Source organism: Synoicihabitans lomoniglobus (assembly GCF_029023725.1).
Taxonomy (GTDB): Bacteria; Verrucomicrobiota; Verrucomicrobiia; order Opitutales; family Opitutaceae; genus Actomonas; species Actomonas lomonigloba.
Genome location: NZ_CP119075.1, coordinates 860658 through 879890 on the forward strand (window position 1 = coordinate 860658; position 19233 = coordinate 879890).

The 19233-nt window shown below is 60.3% G+C and carries 7 protein-coding genes; all 7 read right to left on the reverse strand.

Annotated elements, in window-relative coordinates; translation table 11 throughout:
- Positions 1–39: 39 nt before the first annotated feature.
- Genes PXH66_RS03215 through PXH66_RS03245 form a run of 7 tightly spaced genes read right to left on the reverse strand, consistent with a single transcriptional unit; the run spans position 40 to position 19130 of the window.
- Entirely contained in the window at positions 40–1617 is a 1578-nt protein-coding gene (locus PXH66_RS03215) for a response regulator (protein WP_330930389.1), read from the reverse strand.
- A gap of 21 nt (positions 1618–1638) precedes the next feature.
- On the reverse strand, positions 1639–3123 hold the full coding sequence (locus PXH66_RS03220) for an ATP-binding response regulator (RefSeq protein WP_330930390.1): 1485 nt from the start codon (positions 3121–3123) through the stop codon (positions 1639–1641).
- The gene (locus PXH66_RS03225) at positions 3120–6371 is read right to left on the reverse strand and encodes a CHASE domain-containing protein (protein ID WP_330930391.1); all 3252 of its coding nucleotides are present in this window, start codon (positions 6369–6371) and stop codon (positions 3120–3122) included. Before PXH66_RS03225 ends, PXH66_RS03220 begins: the two co-directional genes overlap by 4 nt.
- 34 nt (positions 6372–6405) lie before the next feature.
- Positions 6406–8250: a PAS domain-containing protein gene (locus PXH66_RS03230; protein WP_330930392.1), complete on the reverse strand. Its 1845-nt coding sequence runs from the start codon at positions 8248–8250 to the stop codon at positions 6406–6408.
- Positions 8247–10496 carry a response regulator gene (locus PXH66_RS03235; protein WP_330930393.1) on the reverse strand — a complete coding sequence of 750 codons (2250 nt, stop codon included), beginning with the start codon at positions 10494–10496 and terminating at the stop codon, positions 8247–8249. Before PXH66_RS03235 ends, PXH66_RS03230 begins: the two co-directional genes overlap by 4 nt.
- The gene (locus PXH66_RS03240; RefSeq protein ID WP_330930394.1) at positions 10489–13953 is read right to left on the reverse strand and encodes an ATP-binding protein; all 3465 of its coding nucleotides are present in this window, start codon (positions 13951–13953) and stop codon (positions 10489–10491) included. The genes PXH66_RS03235 and PXH66_RS03240 overlap by 8 nt, the downstream gene beginning before the upstream one ends.
- Complete coding sequence (locus PXH66_RS03245) at positions 13950–19130, reverse strand: PAS domain S-box protein (RefSeq protein ID WP_330930395.1); 5181 nt, start codon at positions 19128–19130, stop codon at positions 13950–13952. The genes PXH66_RS03240 and PXH66_RS03245 overlap by 4 nt, the downstream gene beginning before the upstream one ends.
- Between the last annotated feature and the right edge of the window lie 103 nt (positions 19131–19233).

The window sequence follows — 19233 nt, forward strand, 5'->3', positions numbered from 1 at the left end:
TTTCCGGCGTCAATGCGGTAGCTGATCGGGAGGAAAGATCTAGGCTTCCGAACCCAAGGGGAGCGTGGCATCCTCCTCGACGGTGAGCGGCAAGGGCGGGGAATCGGCCGGAGCAGCCACCGGCAGGTAAATTGAGAAGCGGGTGCCTTCGCCGGCCTCGCTGTGCAGCGTCGCGAAACCGCGGTGTGACTCCAGGATCCCGCGCACCGTGGAAAGACCGAGTCCGGTGCCCTTGCCCTCGGCTTTGGTGGTGAAAAATGGCTCCCAAATCCGCGAAGCGACCTCCGGGGGAACGCCGGTTCCGGTGTCGCTGACTTCTACCAGTAGGTAATCCCCCGCGCGGGCCCCCTCGATGGTCGCGGCGGTGGGCGCATCGATTTGGCGAGTGGTGGCGGAGATCGTGAGATCGCCTCCCATGGGCATGGCATCGCGGGCGTTGATGAGCAGGTTGAGAAAAACCTGATGGATCTGGGTGATATTGGCATGGATGGGCGGCAGATCATCATCCAGCTCGGTGCGGATTTGGATGACTTTGGGAAACGACGTTCGGGCCAATGAGACGAGTTCGGCGATAACGGGGAGAATTTTCGTGGTTTCCCAGACTCCGTTCGAGCCGCGGGTGAAGGCCAGGAGTTGGCTCACCAGATCGGCGCTGCGTCTGGTTCCTTTGGCGATGACGTCGAGCATCTCGTGACCGTCGTCATCGGTCATGTAGTCGTGCAACAAGGTCGCGGCGGCGAGCACGGGGGCGAGGGCGTTGTTGAAATCGTGGGCAATGCCGGCTGACAGCATGCCGAGGCTTTCCACCCGCTGGGCCCGAAGCAGTTGTTCGGAGGCGAGTTTGCGCTCAGTGATGTCGCGCGCGACCCCGCCGAAACCAGTGAGATTGCCGGTTTCGTCGAGAATGGGGGTGCCGGAATCGAGCACCCATCGTTCGGTGCCGTCGGTATGCACCACGCGGTATTCTTCCTCGAAACGAGGCGCCTCGCCCATCACGACGGCCGTATGGGCCGCGCGCACCCGGGACTGATCGTCCGGGTGCAGATATTTGGTGAAAGCCTGAAAATCCGCGTAAAATTCAGCGGTGGGGCGGCCCCAAATATTTTCCACCGACGGGCTGACATAGATGACGGAAGGCGGTGCCAGGTTGCAGAACCAAAATACCTCCTTGCTGTGTTCGGCCAATTTCTGGAACCGCAACTCGCTGTTGCGCAATTCGGCGCGGGTCTGGGCCAGTCGGCGGTAGCGATTGAGCCGTGTCACCGTGCGCACCCGTGCGCACAACTCCTGTCGATGGAGGGGTTTGGTGATGAAATCATCGGCGCCGGCTTCGATGCCGGTGAGACGCGACGCGGAGTCGTCGAGCGCCGTGACCATGATGACGGGGATTTCAGCGAGATCGGAGTCGGCCCGCAGGCGACGGCATACTTCATAGCCGTCGATTCCGGGCATCATGACATCCAGCAATATCAGATCGGGCGGTTGAGCGGCAGCTTGTGTCAGCGCGCTTTGGCCATTGGTGGCCTGATCCAGTGTGTATCCCTGTTCATCGAGCAGCATGCACATCGTCTCCCGGTTGGGAGCGCTGTCGTCGACGATCAGGATACGTGGCACCATGGTGAAAAATTGGGCGTCGGATCAGGGCGCGGAATTCGCGACGGGTTCGCCGGTTCCGGGGGAGAGAGAGGCTCGTTCCGGCCAATGGAGGATGACGCATACGCCGGGCCCGGGTGACCGGTTGACCAGACGGCAGGACCCGCCGACTTGCCACAGGGTGGCGGATACGTGGAACAAACCCAGTCCCAGTCCGGGCACCTCGCCGGTGAATTTCTTTTCCTGCTGACTGAAGGGTTGGCCGGCGTGGGCGAGTTGCTCCGACGAGAGGGTCAATCCGTCGTCGCTGATCGAGACGGTGACGCCTTTCCCGGGTTCACGCGTGGCGGAAATTTGGATGGTGGGAGCGCCTTGAGGGTGGAATTTTTTGGCGTTGGTGAGCAGCTCGACCAGTATCCATTCCAACGTCTCCTTCGCACAAGGAATGCGCGCCGCGCCGGTGGGTTCATCGAGCTCCACGGCGATCGGTGCGAGATCGAGATGAGCGGCCACTTGCGGCCCCAGCACCTTCAGTTGTTCGAGGGCGACCCCGGCCTCGGGCGCGGGTTGACGGGATTGGCCGGCCAAACGAATGACATCCTCGACCAGCCCGCCCAGTCGCTCGGCCCCTTCCTGGGACATCTGAGCGAACTCGGCGATTTCCTCGGCGCTCATGCCCTCGGTGTCGCTGAGTATTTCGAGTCCGCCTTGCAGCGCATTGAGCGGCGTGCGGAGTTTGTGGGAAACCATGGCCAAAAACGAGCGCTGGTCGCGTCGCGAGCTCATCCGTTCCGTCACATCGACCAAACGCACGAGACGACCACCCGAATTCTCCTGAAGGGAGGCTTCGAGGAAAAATGCCTGCGCATGCGCGGTTTCGGTTTGGACGAGGAGTCGCTCCATGGGAGCGGTGGTCGGGTCGAGCACGGGCCAACTTTGCCAGGCGGACGTCGGCTGCGGGTCGAACGATCGACGCGCCTGGTCGAGAAATGAAATGGAATGGGCGACGAACTCGTCGGGCAGACCCAGCCAGAGACGGGCGCGAGCGTTGGCGAACGTGATTTCGTCGTCGGTGTTGGTTTGCACGTAACCTTCGACCGCGTTTTCCACCACCCATTGGAATTGTTCGCGCTGTTCGTGCAGGCGGCGGTAGCGATTGAGGCGGGTGATGGTGTTCACCCGGGCGCGCAGCTCGGCGCGATTGAACGGTTTGGAGACGAAATCATCCGCCCCGGCTTCGATGCCGGTCAGTCGGGAGCGTTGATCGTCGAGCGCCGTCAACATGATCACCGGCACTTCGGCGGTGCGGGCGTCCGCTCGCAAGCGGCGACAAACCTCGAAGCCGTCCATGCCCGGCATCATGACATCGAGCAGGATCAAGTCGGGAGGCGATGCGAACGCGACCTCGAGCGTGGAGGAACCGTCCTCGGCCTCGATCAAACGGTAGCCGGCAGATTCGAGGAGGGCGGCGAGGGTTTCCCGATTGGCCTCGTGGTCGTCGACGATGAGAATGGTGGCAGGTTGATTCATGACGTGAGCAGCTGCTTCATTAGCGACACGAGCTCCCTTAACTTTACTGGTTTGCTTATATATTCCGTCGCCCCGGCTTCCAGACAACGTTCGCGGTCGCCGGGCATGGCGAGGGCGGTGAGGGCGATGATCGGCACGTTTGGAATGGATTCGTTTGCACGGATTTTGCGAATCGCCGCCAAACCATCCATCTCGGGCATTTGAATATCCATCAGGATCAGCGAAGGGTGGTGAGCGTTGGTGAGACGAACGGCTTCGAGACCATTGCGGGCGAAGATCATCGCGTAACCGGTTTCCTCCAGGTAGCCACCGATCGTCTCGATGTTGGTTTCGTTGTCCTCGGCCAGGAGAATGAGTTGATCACGATCCGGCTCGGGTTGGGGAAATGGAGGCGTGGAGGCGGATGATTTGATCGCCTCGCGTTGGAAGAATTGCGCGAGAGCGGTCCGGGTCACCGGCTTGGTAAAATAGGCGGCGGCGTCCGGCGCGGGCGAGTCGGCCGGTTCGTCCATGACGGAGATGAGCACGACGGGAATGTCGCGGGTTGCGGGGGTTTCCTTCAGACGTTGGAGCACGGTCAGGCCGCTTTCGTCGGGCAGCAGTATGTCCAACAAAATGGCGTCGGGTTGTTCGCGCGCCGCGGTTTCCACCACGTGGTGTCCCAGTGTTTTGGAGATGGTGGAGATATTCAGCTCGCCGAGATACCGCTCGATCTGTTCACGGGCGTTGACATCGTCCTCGATGAGCATGACGCGACGGTAGTCACGGCGGTTGGGCACGGGAAGCGGACTGACTTCGGGCATGACTTCCTGCGGTTGGGGTAGCGTCACGCTGAAGCGGCTGCCCTGGCCGACCTCACTCTCGACCGAGACCCGGCCACCGTGCAGCTCGACGAGTTTGGCCACCATGGCGAGGCCCAGGCCGGTGCCTTCCTGCGCACGATTGAGGCCGGCATCCAATTGGGTGAAGGCGCGGAACAACTTGGATTGATCTTCCGCGGCGATGCCGATGCCGGTGTCCCAGACGGTGAACCGCACGGCGCATTCGGTCGGGAGGGCGACCACGTCCAGACCGATGTTGCCGCCCGGGGGAGTGAATTTCACCGCGTTGGTGAGGAGGTTGACCATCACCTGTTTGAAGCGCTTGGGATCGGCGAAGATGTGCGTGGTCTCAAATGTAGGTGAAAGCAGGATACGCAGATTCTTGCGCATGGCCTGGGTGCGCACGAGCAACAGGCAACTTTCGCAAAAGGGTTCCACCTCGAGCGACTCGGCGCACAATTTCAAGGAGCCGGCACCGATTTGCGACAGATCGAGAATGTCGTTGATCAACTCCAACAGATGCTGGCCGCTGGTGGAAATGGTGGTGACCGACTTAACGTGACGGTCGGAGAGTGGTCCGCCGTGTTGCTCCAGCATGGCCTCGCTCAACCCGAGAATGGCGTTGAGGGGAGTGCGCAGCTCGTGACTCATGTTGGCCAGAAATTCGTCTTTGTGGCGCGAAGCCTGGGCGAGTTCGGCGTTGGCCGCCTGTAGTTTTTCGCCGATTTCCCGTTGGGTGGCCAGCACCTCCTCGACGCGCTGTTTCTGTTGTTCGGTATCCTGCAGGAGGCTGAGGGTAGCGACCCGCGCCAATTCGAAGTCGCGGGTGCGATCCTCGACCCGTTGTTCGAGATCGAGATTGAGAGCATGCAGCTTTGCTTCGGTTTCCTTGCGTTCAGTGATGTCGACGTTGATGCCGATCACCCGGGAGGGAGTGCCGTCACCCTTGGCGATCACCATCTCGGCCGATTGCACGAAGCGCACCGTCTCGTCGTTGGCGCGGATGATGCGAAATTCGCGCTGATCGCGGCCTTTGCGGGAGACGGTGCGAACGAGTCGGGCGTTTTGTTCTTCCAGATCATCGGGAAACACCCGGGCCTGCCAATCGCGGTGCGTCACCACCAGGTCGGAGGTGGGGGGCAGTCCGTGAATCGCGAACATGCGATCATCCCAACGCTGAATTTGTTCGTCGATTTCCCAGACCCACACGCCGATGCCCGCGGCGGTCGTGGCCAGACGCATACGCTCCTCGTTTTCGCGCAAGGCCAGTGCGGTGATGTTGAGTTCGGAAGTGCGCTCCCGCACGCGTTGCTCAAGTTCCTGATTCAGGCGGTGAGCTTCGTTCTCGGCATCCCGCCGGGCCGCGATCTCGCCCTCCAAGTTTTTCGCTTTCAGGCGCAGGTTGCTTTGTGCCCAAGTCAGGAGGGCGAAGAGAGCACTGAGCAACAGTGCGACGGTGAGCGTGGCGGTGGGGAGATAGAGCTCAGCCGTGTTGAAGAAGGCGGGGCGGGTTTCAAAACTGAGCGTCCATGTGCGGCCATACAGCTCAACGGATCGTGCTTCGAAGAGTCGTCGGTGACGATGAGCAGATGGTTGGTTGGGGGCGGGATCGGCGAACAGCAGAAATTCCGGCGTTACCTGGGGGCCGTCGTGGATCTGGAGCCGTAAACGCTCCAATCCTTTGGGGAATATCCCGCGCACGAGTTGTCCGGCCCGGAACGGACTGTAGACGTAGCCGTGCAAGGCGGCCTGGCGTTCTGCGACGGTGCCGATCGGCTGGTGCCGACGGTAGACCGGAACATACATAAGGAATCCGGCCTGCACATCCTCGTCGATCTCCTGCACCAGGGTCACGCGACCGGACAAAATGGTTTCGTTAGTGTCACGCGCCCGAGCCATGGCCGCATGTCGCGTGGGCTCGGAGAACATGTCATACCCGAAGGCCTGCCGGTTGCGCTCGTCGAACGGTTCCAGGAAAACAATGGCGGTGTAGTCGTCTCGTTCCCCCGCCGGTCGCAGAGAATAGGCGGGAAAGCCTTCGGCCCTGACGTCGGCGACGTGAGCGTCCAGCTCAGTGGGAAAGAGGTGTTGGGCGAAACCGATGCCTTGGATGCCGGGGAAATAACGTTCGGTGCGCAGCGATTGGGCGAAGGCGCGCCACCCATCGCGGTTCACATCGTCACTGGCGGCAAACAAACCCACGCCGCCCAGCAGGGCGATTTGATAGGAATCTATGTGCTCCAATATAATGTTGGTCGCCTCATTGGTCTCGAAGGCGAAGCGCTCGGCTTCCTTGCGGGCGACAAAATGGGACGTGAGTTGCCACACGAATACGGACAGCAGCACGCCGATGGTCATCACCACGGCGGGCCAAATCCAGGGACGCGGGAGGGCGGGCGAAAGGGCGGGTGAAAGCGGCGGTTTCATGCGGAAAACGAGATGGGGCAGCGACGGAGAGGAGTCATGATTCGGCCTCCTCAGCGGTGGGGGGCGGAGAGACGTCGGGGTTCTTCCAGACCGGAGGGTAAGCGGGAGGACGATCCAGTTCGGCACTCAGGGCATTGACCTCGTCCTTCATCTCGATGATGCGCTGCTCGCGGTGGAGCATGATGCGGTTGAACGATTCGAGTTCCGCCGTGCGTTTGCGCAGAACCTCGTGCGCTTCTTCGAGCGCGTCTTTGTTGCGGCGACCGGCAGTGATATCGGTTCGAATCGCAATGTATTGCGTCGGTTTACCCAAGGAATCCAGGAACGGCACGATCGTCGTATCCACCCAGTAGTAAGCGCCGCCCTTGGCCCGGTTCTTGATCTCACCCTGCCAGATCAGGCCATTGGTGATGGTTTCCCAAAGGTTGCGGATGAATGCTTTGTCATGGTGCGCCGAATTGATGAGCCGGTGGTCCTGTCCGAGCAGTTCCTCGCGGGAGTATTGTGAAAGCGCGCAGAAGTTGTCGTTCACGTAGGTGATCTTTCCACGGGGGTCGGTGATCGCGACAATGGCGTGGGCATCAAGTGCCGCTTTGAGGTCGATCAATGCTTTCTCCGCCTGTTTGATGGCCGTGACATCGCGCGCCACTTCGGTGGCGCCGACAATCGCCCCGGAGGTGTCCTTGATCGGCGAAACGGAGGTGGAAATGTCCACGAGCTGCCCGTCTTTGCGCTGCCGCACGGTCTCAAAAACATCAATTTCCTGGCCTGTGCGGATACGGTTCAGCACCTCCTGTTCCTCGTGCTGACGATCGGCGGGGATCAACGGCATCAAGCGTTGACCGATCATTTCTGCGGCGGTGTAGCCGAATATTTTTTCGGCACTGGCATTCCAACTGGTGACGACCCCGTCGAGTCCCTTACCCACGATACCGTCGGTCGAAGACTCCACCATTGCGGCATACCGCAGGTTCTCCAGGTTGCGGCTTTCCGACTCTTGATGGAGACGGTTCAGTCTCCGGGCGGTCACGCCCACGATCAGCACCAGAATGATGATGTTACTGGTGGCGAAAATCGCCAAACCAATGGCGGTGTCGTAGTAGCCGGCTTTCTCGCCCTGCAGTCTGATCCAGGCCACGATGATCGGAACGCCGACGATCCAGGGCAGCGCTTGGCGGGCCAAAAAACCGCCGAGCCATCGACTCGATACGGTCTCGACAATGCCTCGATCTGGTCGGACGGCCAGGATGCCCAAGCCAATGAGAATGAAAACGACCGCGGTGTGGAACGCCACCGATGAAAAGATGAAGAATCGATACAGTGACTGGACTCCGAAGAGGTAGCCCTGAAAGGCCAGCAACCCGATGAGAAGTCCGACCAGCGCAAACATCTGGGAGGGTTGCTGCCGCCGCGCGGAAATGTTGAGGGTCAGGAAAGCGGCGCCGAAACAAACGAAGCCAAGGCAGGTGGCGGCGGACATCCGGCCGGGGAAGCCGGTCGATGGATCGGTGCCCCGGTCACGGTAGATGATTTCGTCGATGCCCAGATTCAATCCCCATACGTATTCAGCGAGCGTGAGCAGGGCGATGATGACGACGACCAGCGCGCAGCCGGTCCCGATGCGGTGGGAGCGGCGGGGGGCCGTTTCATCGCGGAGAAACCACAGCGCCAGCCCGGAGCACAAGACACTCAGGGCCGTGTTGAACTTCATCGTCACCAACCCCGACGAGAGGCTCTTGAGGAAGGGAATGTCGAACTGCCATCCCATGATGACGAGACTTCCGACCGCCACCGCGAGCATGCTGATGACCGTGGCGAAGCGAGCGAAAGTGGGCTGATAGTCAGACACCATGGTAGCCGGTGGGGCGGAGGTGCTCATGGGTTGGTCGGAGGAGTTTCCGGGTGGAGGTTTTCAATGAGGGCAACGAGTTTTTTTAACCGCACCGGCTTACTGAGGTAGTCCGTCGCCCCGGCCGCGATACAGCGCTCCCGATCCTCCGGCATGGCCAGGGCGGTGAGGGCGATAATGGGTATGTGGCGCAACGCGGGGTCACTTTGAATTTCCTTGATGGCGGTCAATCCGTCCATGACCGGCATTTGGATATCCATAAGGATGATGTCGGGCCGGAACCTGCGGGCAGCTTGGACGGCCAGCAGTCCATTGCGGGCGTAGTGCATCACGTAACCCTTGTCGTCGAGGTAGTCACCAACGGTCTGGATGTTGGCCTCATTGTCCTCCGCCAGGAGGACGACCGGACCTGGCGAAGGGGCGCTCGACGGAGGGGAAGACTCCGAAGGGGACGCACGATGCGGATCGCGGTGCAAAAATTTTGCGAGCTGTTCGCGAGTCACGGGTTTGGTAAAATGCGCGACGGCGCCGAGCGCGAGGGACTTTCTCGGTTCGTCAATGATGGACGTGATGATGACGGGGATGTTCCGCGTGCCGGGGTGTTCCATCAATCTGGTGAGAACGATCCATCCGTTCTCATTGGGCAGCATGATATCCAAGAGTATGAAATCAGGCCGCTCGCTGAGCGCGACTTCGACAGATTGTTCACCGCGCACATGTAGAATCGTGGTAATGGAAAACTCGGTGAGATAGCGCTCAATAATTTCACTCGCGTTGGGATCGTCATCGATGATCAAGGCGCGGCGAAAGGCGCGCGGAATGGCCGGCGCGTGGGCAAAAGGGGCCACGGTGCCGACGGGGGCGGGAAGGCCTTCGGCCGAGGGCGAAGGCAGTGTAACCATAAACCGGCTACCTCGATTCGGCTCACTTTCCAGGGTAACGCTGCCGCCGTGCAGTTCCACGAGTTTTGCGACCATGGCGAGACCGAGACCGGTGCCTTCCTGAGCGCGCGAGAGTCCGGAATCAATCTGGGTGAACGCTTGAAACAGTTTGGGCTGATCCGCGGGGGAAATCCCGATGCCGTTGTCCCAGACCGTAAAGCGCACGGCATCTTCCTCGGGCGGCACGGATACGACCAATCCGATCTCACCGCCCTCGGGCGTGAATTTCACGGCGTTGCTGAGCAGGTTGACCAGGATCTGTTTCAGCCGCTTGGGGTCGGCGGCGATTTTGATTCCGTCGTCGCGAGATTCAAACGTGATACGGATGTTTTTGTGCATCGCCTGCGTGCGCACAAACGCGAGGCAGCTCTCGCAGAATTCGGTGGGGTCGAGCGGCTCGGAGTTCAAATCGAGTTTGCCGGCTTCGATTTTGGAAAGATCCAGGATGTCGTTGATGAGCGCCAAAAGATGCTGCCCACTGGTCGAGATCGTGCCGATGGATCGGGCCTGGCGGGGCGAGAGCTCGCCACCGGTGTGTTCGAGCAAGGCCTCGCTCAGTCCGAGAATCGCATTCAGCGGGGTGCGCAGTTCATGGGACATGTTGGCGAGGAACTCGTCCTTGAGTCGTGACGCCTGGTCCAGTTGCCGATTGGCGGCGGAGAGCTCCGCGGTGCGTTGTTGCACACGTTGCTCCAGGTCGGCGTTGAGGGTGCGGACGTCATCCTCGGCCTTCCGACGTTCCGCACTCTCCAACTGCAGTTTTTCATTGGAATCGCGCAGTTCGCTCGTGCGCTGGGCCACCATGCGATCGAGGTCCGAGATGTCCTGCTTAACTTGCTGGTTGAGGCGCCATTTCTCGGTCAGAGCGTGCGCCATTTGCAGCACCTCGATGTTGTCGAAGGGCTTCTTGAGCACGACCAGGTTCGAGGAGTGCTCGATCTTCCGCACCATGTCTTCCCACGAGTAGTCGGAGTAAGCCGTGCAGATGATGATCTGGAGATCGGGTTGCTCCTTGCAAATATGGGAGATGGTTTCGATGCCGTCCCAACCAGGGGGCATGCGCACATCGACGAAAGCCAGGGAGAAGGGCCGATCTTGGCTGATGGCGGCGCGCACCATCTGCAGACCTTCCTGACCTTGAAAGGCGGATTCAATTTCGAAATCCGCCCGGGCCGGCCCCACGACGGCTTCGTCGAATATCTCCGCCGCCAGGGCGGTGAACGAAGGGTCCAGCTTGCCTTCCGGACAGAGGATCTTGCGGATGTCGGCATGAATCGCCGGGTTGTCGTCGACGACCAGAATGCGTCGATGGTCAAATGGAGGGACGTTACTCATGACTGGACTCTCGGGGCGTCAGGGGAAGTTCGAGCGTGAACGTGGCTCCTTGGTTGGGACCGTCGCTGGTGGCGGAGAGGGAGCCGCCCATCTCACGAGCGGCGTTGGCACCGCTGTGCAGACCGAATCCGTGACCATCGCGGCGGGTGGTGAAACCATGGGAAAATATATGGGTCAGATTATCGGCGCTGATACCGGCACCGTTGTCCGTGACCGACACGTGGATCCGGCCCGATGCGGGGGAGTCGATCCGCAGCTCCATACGGCCATGGTCTACGCCGCGGTCCCGAATCGCGCGTTTCGCGTTTTGGATCAGATTTACCAGAATTTGCAGGATCTTGTGTTTGTCCGCCACCAGGAGAGGAACCTTCGCGTAGTTGCGCACGATTTCGATGTGGTGTCGCTTCAACCCCAGCTCGTGCATCTGCACGACGTCGTCGATTAATTCGTTCAGCTGCAATTTTTCGAGCACGCCGGACACGCGCGCATGACTTTGCTGCATCGCCACGATACCTTTGATGTGCTCGACGTTGCGATCGAGGTGCTCGTGTTCGCGCTGCATGGTGGCGTGTTCGGCGGTCAATTGATCGGATAGTTGGATGATGAAGGCGGGGATCAGGCGACCTTTGGGATCCGTGGTCAGAAACGCCGTCATGTCGCTGGTTCGAACCCGAAGCATGTCGGCCACGCGTTGGAGTTTGCTCAGCACCGTGGTGCGCAGGCATTCGCGCACCAGGGCGGCGGATACATTCACGCTGTTGAGCACATTGCCGACGTTGTGCAGCACGCCGGTGGCGACCTCGGCCATGCCGGCGTGGCGGGAGGCGACCATCAGTTCCTCGTGCGCTTTTTTCAGTTCGTCGGAGCGTTTCTCGACGCGGGTTTCCAGTTCCGCGTTGAGACGCCGGTAACGCTCTTCGCTTTCGAACAAGGCGGCCGATTGAGCGGTGGTGTGCGTGATCTGGCGTTCGAGCTTGGCGTTGGAGGCGTGAAGTTTGCCGGTGCGTTCAGCCACCAGCAGTTCCAGTCGCTCGTTTTCGCGGCGTTGCAAAAACGAACTGAACCACACGATCGCTCCGATTAATCCAAGGGCGGCTGCTACGTAAATCGCCCAGGCCCAGAATGTGCGAAACCAGGGTGGTCGAATCGAAAACGCGAGCCGGGCTTCTGTGCCAATGGTGGACTCGCCGACCACAGGGCGCACGCGAAAGACATAGTCACCTTCCTTGAGGCGATTAAAGGACACGGAACCGATGGCACCGGCGGGCGTCCATTTCATGCCCGTGCCTTCGAGCAAAACCTCAAAGGTGACGGGCGTGGCGAAGGGATTTACCGGCGCCGCAAAATTGAATACGAGTGAATTGTCGATAAAGTCTATCGGGTCCATTTTATCCCCGGGGCCGAATATTTGCCGACCACTCGAGGAGAATTGCAGAGACGTGATCAGGGCATGGATCGGCCGGGGGGCGGGCGGCGGGATTCGCAGATCCATGCGCGCGAGACGGCGTCGTTCAAACATCCATACCACCCCATTGTCCTCCATGGTGTAACTGGTCGGGTTCAACGCCACCGGTATCACCCGGGCGCTCCGATTTGCTCCCTTGGCCTGACGATCAACGACATGGGCTGCGCCGTTTAGCGTGAACCAAAGTCGACCGAAGGCGTCGGTCGCGGGACGGCCATTGGCCATGGCCAGGGCCGGGAGCTCCTCCAGCAGAGTGGTGTCACTCACGAAATATTGGCGGTCCTCATCGAACCGATAGACTTGGTTGGTGAGATGGAAACGGGCGACCCCATCCAGAACGTAGATTTCCGCCCAGCCATTGGTGAGACCGTGTTCGGCCCCAAAAATTTCAATCGAGGGCGCTGCGCCGTGTGGATCGAATCGAGCCACTTTTCGCACGCCGAGTTCAAGCCACCCGATGCCGTTTGCGTCGATCGCGCAGTTGTAGCTGTCGTTCAACTCGGGAGCCTTTGTTTGGTGAGCGATGAATGCGTCGTCGTGACGCTCAATCCAACCGTATTCACCGCGGGCGACGTAGAAGAGTTTTCCCGGTTCCGAGCGAGCGACGTCGATTCGTGCGTTCTGAACTCCCGCGATCGCCAAGCTCCAGCGGTTCCGCTCATAGATGTAGATTCCCTGTTCATTGGAACCGAAAAGCTGTCCGTCGACATCCGTCAACGTGTGAAGATATTGGCCGGGTGGGGTGTCGTCGACAAACCGCTCAAGCCGTCCCTGGGCGTCGTAGATCCCTCGCATGCCGCGCCCGTCGGCGAGCACCCAGAGCAGGCCGCCGTGGCGCAAGGGTTGCGCGTAGGTCAATCCACTTTCCAGCAGCGGTTCAAAGTTTGAGACTGAGGTGACCGACGGGTATTCGACCCGGGCTACGCCATGGTTCATCAGGGCCCAAAGCACGCCGTTGGCGGCGTATTTGAGTTTCCGCACTCGCGCCAGTCGATGGTCCAGGGTGCGACCGAGCACTTGCAGGACCCGACCGTCGCGATTGAAGAACACGATGCCGACGGTGTCGATGGAGGCCGCAAAATTGCCGTTGTCGGTGGCGCACAGATCAGTGATCCGGTGCTTGTCTCGGAGGAGTCCGGGCGGGCCGAGGGGGCGGAACGAAGTGCCATCGAACAGCTTCAATCCGTCGCCCCCGGTTCCGACCAAAAGGTGATTCTCATCGAATGGAACAGCGCATGTCACCCCTGTGCTCACCGAAGGATCGGTGTCGTGCTGTGGCTTGGAAAAGAAATCACGGGGCATGCGACTGAGCTTCCCGGAGGATTCATCGCTCAGGAAAATTTCGCCGTTGAATTCGAAGACCCGCTCGATGGCTCCGAGATTCGCCAGATAGCGCACCGCTTGTCCCGGCCGCCAGGAAACGATGGCTCCGTTGCCGCCATACCAATACCAAGCGTCGGCCACTTGGGTGACTGAAACCAGATTGATGTTCTGCGATCCCGGAATCTCCGGAAAACTCACGGCGCTTCGGATGCGCCAGTGTGCGCTTTCATCCATCTCGATCCGCGCGAACCCGCCCGTGATGTTGGTGTAAATGCTGCCATCATGATCCACCGCTACCGACGATTGAATGGGAAGTTGATCTTCAGACTGCCGAAACGTGTCCCATCTCACCCCATCGCCAAAAGTCAGCTCGCGTTGGGACACGATGAGGATGCGACCATCGGGCATGATGTGCAGGTCGGTGGCCGGACTGCTCAGGCCGAGTGCCTCGGGGCCGAACAAAACGAAACCCGGTGCCCCGACTTCGGTGACGCCTTCCGGAGCCGAGGGCATGGCCACCACGCCGGTGGCCGCCAGTAGCGCGATCGTGAAACGGGCGGCTGCGCGCAGGATGTTCGCGGGCTCGGCAGGGGCGTGGACGTCCGATCCGTGATCAAGACCGGACGGTTGAATCCTGCTTTGTCGCCAAAAATTAACTACAACGTTCAAGGACGCTCCTCTCCGGACTCGGCGGGGGAGGCGGTCGCCGGCAACATCTTGTCGATCAGGACCATGAGGGCCCGCAAGCTCACGGGTTTGCTGAGGTAGTCCTCCGCCCCGGCCATCAGGCAACGCTCCCGGTCATTGGGCATGGCCAGCGCGGTGAGGGCGATGATGGGGATGTTTTTGATGTCCTCGTGCGCTTTGATTTTTTTGATCGCAGTCAGACCGTCCATGACCGGCATCTGAATATCCATGAGGATCAAATCGGGTTGCAGTTCCTGAGCGGCTTCCACCGCGAGCATGCCGTTGCGGGCGTAGTGCATCGAGAAGCCCTGGTATTCCAGATACTCGCCCAAGGTCTGAATATTGGCCTCGTTGTCCTCGGCCAGAAGGATACGCGGAGCGACCGACGAATCCATCGCACGGGATGGCCCGGAAGCGGGGAGGCATGCCGGTGCCGACATCGGCTCCTCGGCTTCGGGCGCGACGCCGACGGGCAGGACCACGGTGAACCGGCTCCCTTGATCCACGGTGCTTTCCAAACTCACACTGCCGCCGTGCAGCTCGACGAGTTTGGCCACCATGGCGAGGCCGAGACCGGTGCCTTCCTGCGCCCGGGCCAACCCGGAATCGAGTTGGGTGAACGCTCGGAACAACTTCGATTGGTCGGAGGCGGTGATGCCAATACCGTCGTCCCACACCGTAAATTTGACCCGTTGCGCGCTCGGGGAAGATTCCACCCGCAGGCCGATGTTGCCACCTTCGGGCGTGAATTTGACCGCGTTGGTGAGGAGATTCACCAGCACTTGTTTCAGGCGTTTGGGATCGGCGTAGAAAGCCCCCTCAATGTCATGCCCGTCAAAACTCACGTTGATCTGCTTGTGCATCGCCTGCGTCCGCACGAACAACATGCAGCTCTCACAAAAAGAGGGCAGATCGATTTGGTCGGGAATCAGCTCCAGCTTGCCGGCTTCAATCTTGGAGAGATCGAGAATATCGTTGATCAGGGCCAGCAGGTGGGTGCCGCTGCTGGAAATCGTGGTGATCGATTTTATCTGGCGTTCGGAGAACTCGCCGACGCCCTGCTCCAACAAGGCCTCACTCAGACCGAGAATCGCATTGAGCGGGGTGCGTAGCTCGTGGCTCATGTTGGCGAGAAACTCGTCTTTGAGTCGGGAAGCCTGGTCGAGTTTTTGATTGGCGGCGGAGAGTTCAGCGGTGCGTTGTTCGACGCGTGCTTCGAGGTCGGCGTTGAGGTTGCGAACGGCTTCCTCCGCTTGCTTGATGGCCGTGATGTCTTCCAAGGCCACCGCGACACGGACGGGACCGTCGCCGGAAAAGCGCGTGATGCGGCAGAGGAACCAATGCTCGTGGCCGACTGGCCGGGAAGCGTATTCGTAGTGGGCGTTCGAGCGCTGACCGGTGATCACTTCGCGAATGAGTTGCGCCACAAGGAGCGCGTCGGTGTTTCCCGCGGTCGCGGCGCGATCACAGTAATCCAGCAGATTTGCCGTCTCCCCGATTTCAGCGAGTGATGGATTGGAGCTCTCGTGGAGAGCGTTCCACGCGCGGTTGGTGGCCACGATTTTTCCGTCGGTGTTCAACACGGCGATTTGAGAAGACAAGGCATCGAGTGAGGCCCGGACGAAACGTTCGCTCACGGCCAAAGCCTGTTGCACGCGGGCGCGTTCGATCGTGGCCCAGCACCGATCGATCACCTCTTGCACGAGCGTGACTTCGCTGGGAGTCCAATCCCGGGGCGTGGTCTGATGCACCGCCATCAAAGCACGAAGACCATCTCGATTGATCAGACTACAGGAGATGGCCGCCCGGGTGTTGATGGCGTCAAACGTTTTGACTCCACCGTTGGCGGGGATTTCGGCATGAGCGTCGCGAATGACCAGGGTTTTACCCGCGAGCAACTCGTTCACGGTGCGTTCGCCGAACGTCGATAGCTGGTAGGTGCCTGCCATGCTGGGACAGTCTCGGGTGAAATCGTTGTCGACCGTGAACGTGTCGCCGTCTGGTTGCACCTCCGCGTAGGCGCAGCGGGAAGCGCCGAGGAATTCTCCCAAGCGTTGCGCCACGGTGGCCATGATGGCTTTGGGGTCCGTGAGGGCCCGGGTGGCTTCACCGAGTTCGTTGAAGAAGCGCAGTCGGGCCTCGTTCTCAATCAAGGCCTGCTCCACTTGGTGACGCTCCGTGACGTCGCGGGAGATCGCGATGAAACGCGTTTGCCCGTCCTCCAGATTCACCATCTGCAGGTTCACTTCCACCGGAATCTCGTGGCCGTCTTCGTGCCGATGACTCGCTGTGAAATTTAGAATTTCAAGCTCACCGCGTTGGAAGGTTTTATAAAGTTCCCACAAGCCGGATTCCGAGATGCCTTGGTTGATATTCAAGGGAGACATCTCGAGCAATTCGTCACGGGAATAGCCGAGCTGTTGTTCCGCGCCCTGGTTCACATAGCTGAAGTTGATCGAGCCGGTGCCGAATGGGTTGGACAAGAGCACGGCATCTGCCGTCGCATTCAATGCGGCGAGCGCCTGCCGCATTTCCCCCTCCGATTTGATGCGTTCGCTGATGTCCCGGGCGACGGCGACGAAGCAGTGTCGGCCGTCTTCGAACTTCACCATTTGCACATTGATTTCGACCGGGAAGGTATGCCCGTCCTTGTGTCGGTGCCGGGTGGTGAGGCTGATGACTTCGCGTTCATCTTGCTCGAGATTGCCAAAGATATTTTGCAGCCGCGACTCGTCCAATTCGGGGTTGATGTCGAGGGGCGACATTTCGAGTAGCTCTTCCCGCGTGTAACCCAGTTGATTGACCGCCCCTTGATTCACGTAGGAATATTTCCCGGTGCCGGGCACTGACACCAGAGCAGCATCCGCGGTGGCATCCAGAGCTGCCAGGGCCTGACGCATGGCACTCTCCGACCGCACGCGTTCGCTGATATCGCGCGCCACTGCGATGAACCGGCGCGTGCCATCTTCCATCACCGCCAACTGCAGATTGATCTCCACGGGAAACTCGTGCCCGTTGCGGCGACGATGGCGGGATGTGACCTTCAGGATCTTTTGTTCGCCGCGGACCAGCGGGGCGAGCAGCGCCCCCATTGAACTGCTGTCGTATTCGGAATTGATGTCCAACGCCGACATGGTGAGAAGCTCCTCTCGTGAATAGCCCAACTGCTGCACGGCGCCTTGGTTGGCGTAGACGAACTTGAGGGTCTCGGCATCGGTCACGAGCGTGGCATCAGCGGTGAAGTCGAGAGTGGTGAGTGCCTGCTCAATCTCGGCCGTGCGTTCGGCGACCCGCAGTTCAAGGTTCTCGTTGAGTTCCCGAATCTCGTTTTCGGCCCGTTTGCGTTCGGTGATATCGCGGACCACGGCGACGAATCGGGCGGGCTCGCCGGTGGGAGCAACATATTGCAGGAGAATTTCCACCGGCACCACCTTGCCGGATTTGTGCTGGTGGCGCGTTTCGAACGTCACGGACGGCTGGGTCCCGGCGATCAACGGAGCGATGATTTGACGGAAACGGGCCTCGGTGAAGTCGGGCTTGATGTCGAGGGGGGTCATCTGCAGCAGCTCTTCGCTGGTGAATCCCACCTGCTTGATCGCGCCTTGGTTCGCGTAGGAAAAGCGCAGGGTGTCGGGGGTGAAAATAAACACGCAGTCCTGGGTGTGATCCAGGGTCGTGATGAACTGATTGAGATTTTCCTGAATTTTTTTCCGGTCCGTGATATCGGTGTTGGTCCCGCGGATTCGAATCGCTTTCCCGTGTTCGTCGCGGGCCATGACCCGACCCTGGCTCAGCAACCAAATCCAATCGCCGGCGGCATTCTTAATGCGTTGCTCAAGGACGTAGTCGTCGGTGACGCCGTTGACCGTTTCCCGGACGGTTGCGATCACGGTTGGTTGATCGTCCGGATGGGTTTCCGACATGAGTGCCCGAATGGTGGTGACCGTGCGTTGCGGTGTCTGCCCCAGCATCTTTGCCCATCCGGCATCGAGCGTAATGCGATTGGCGACCAGATCACTGTCCCAGGTGCAGGCGCGCGCAGCTTCCAGCGCAAGATCGAGTTGTTCCTTGGCGGTGCGCAGTTCGTTTTGCGACTCACGGTCCGCGGTGACATCGCGAGACACCGCCAGTAGTTTTTCGGGCTCACCCTGTTCGTTGAGGATTGGCGTAATGGCCACATCCCACCAGCGCGGAGAACCTTTGGCGGTCGGGCAGAACCCGCGGAAACGGCCGAAGCCACCGCTGGCCGCCGCCGTGACGGCCGCTTGAGCGGACTTCCGGTCGTTACCCTGCCAAAATGAAAGCCAGTCGGCGTTTTCGACCGAGCAGAAATCGTCCACCTCCATGATTCGGCAACCGTGGGGGGCCATGTAGACGAGTCGGCCGTCGAGACTCAGCACCTTGAGGCAGTCGGGGCTGCTGTTGACGATACTGCGGTTGTAGGCCTCGCTGGCGCGGAGTTCTTTGGCGAGTTGGTGTTCAACCGTGATACTGCGAAAGACCAACGCGATCCCGGTGATCCGTCCGTCGTGATCACGGATGGGGGCGGCGTGTTGGTGGATCCGATGCTCCGTGCCGGTGCGATCCGCCAGTATTACACTCGTGGACACGGTGCCGATCATGTCACTTTCCAGCGCACGGTGGATTTCAGCCAAAGCGGATTCGCGCGTGAATTCGTGGATGGGATGATAAACTTCGTCGATGGTGCGGAATTTAGCGTCCAACGCCGACCACCCCGTCAGTTCTTCCGCGATCCCATTCATATGGGTGATGCGCTGCTGAAGATTGATGGTCAGGACCCCGCTGCCGATGGCCTGCATGATGTCCGCCAACTCTCCTCCCGGGGGCTGCGCCAATTTCGCCCGCAAGCGGACCCTTTGCTGATGGAGATTGCGCAGCGCGTGCAAAATCAAGGCAAACACCGCCACCAGGAGACCGAGCTCCAGCGAGGTCGCGGCTTGCACGTGCGTATAAGCGGGCGGTTCCCCATCGGTGGCGTGAAGTTGGCTGACCCCGGACCAGCCCAAAATCGCTGAGACTGCGAGATCGACACCCTGGCGTCGGCGTCGGTGTTTCCTCCGGTCATCGGGCAACGTCGACGCCTGCGCTCCGGGAGGACGTCGCGTGGCGGGGACAAGGTGACGGAGTATATGGCTCATTACTCAGGGAACAGATGGAGGAATTCCCCCACGGCATCGGCACAATCTGCTCTGACCAAAGAACTTTGTGTTAAAACGTGGCATTTGAGCCCCGTCGGTTGGC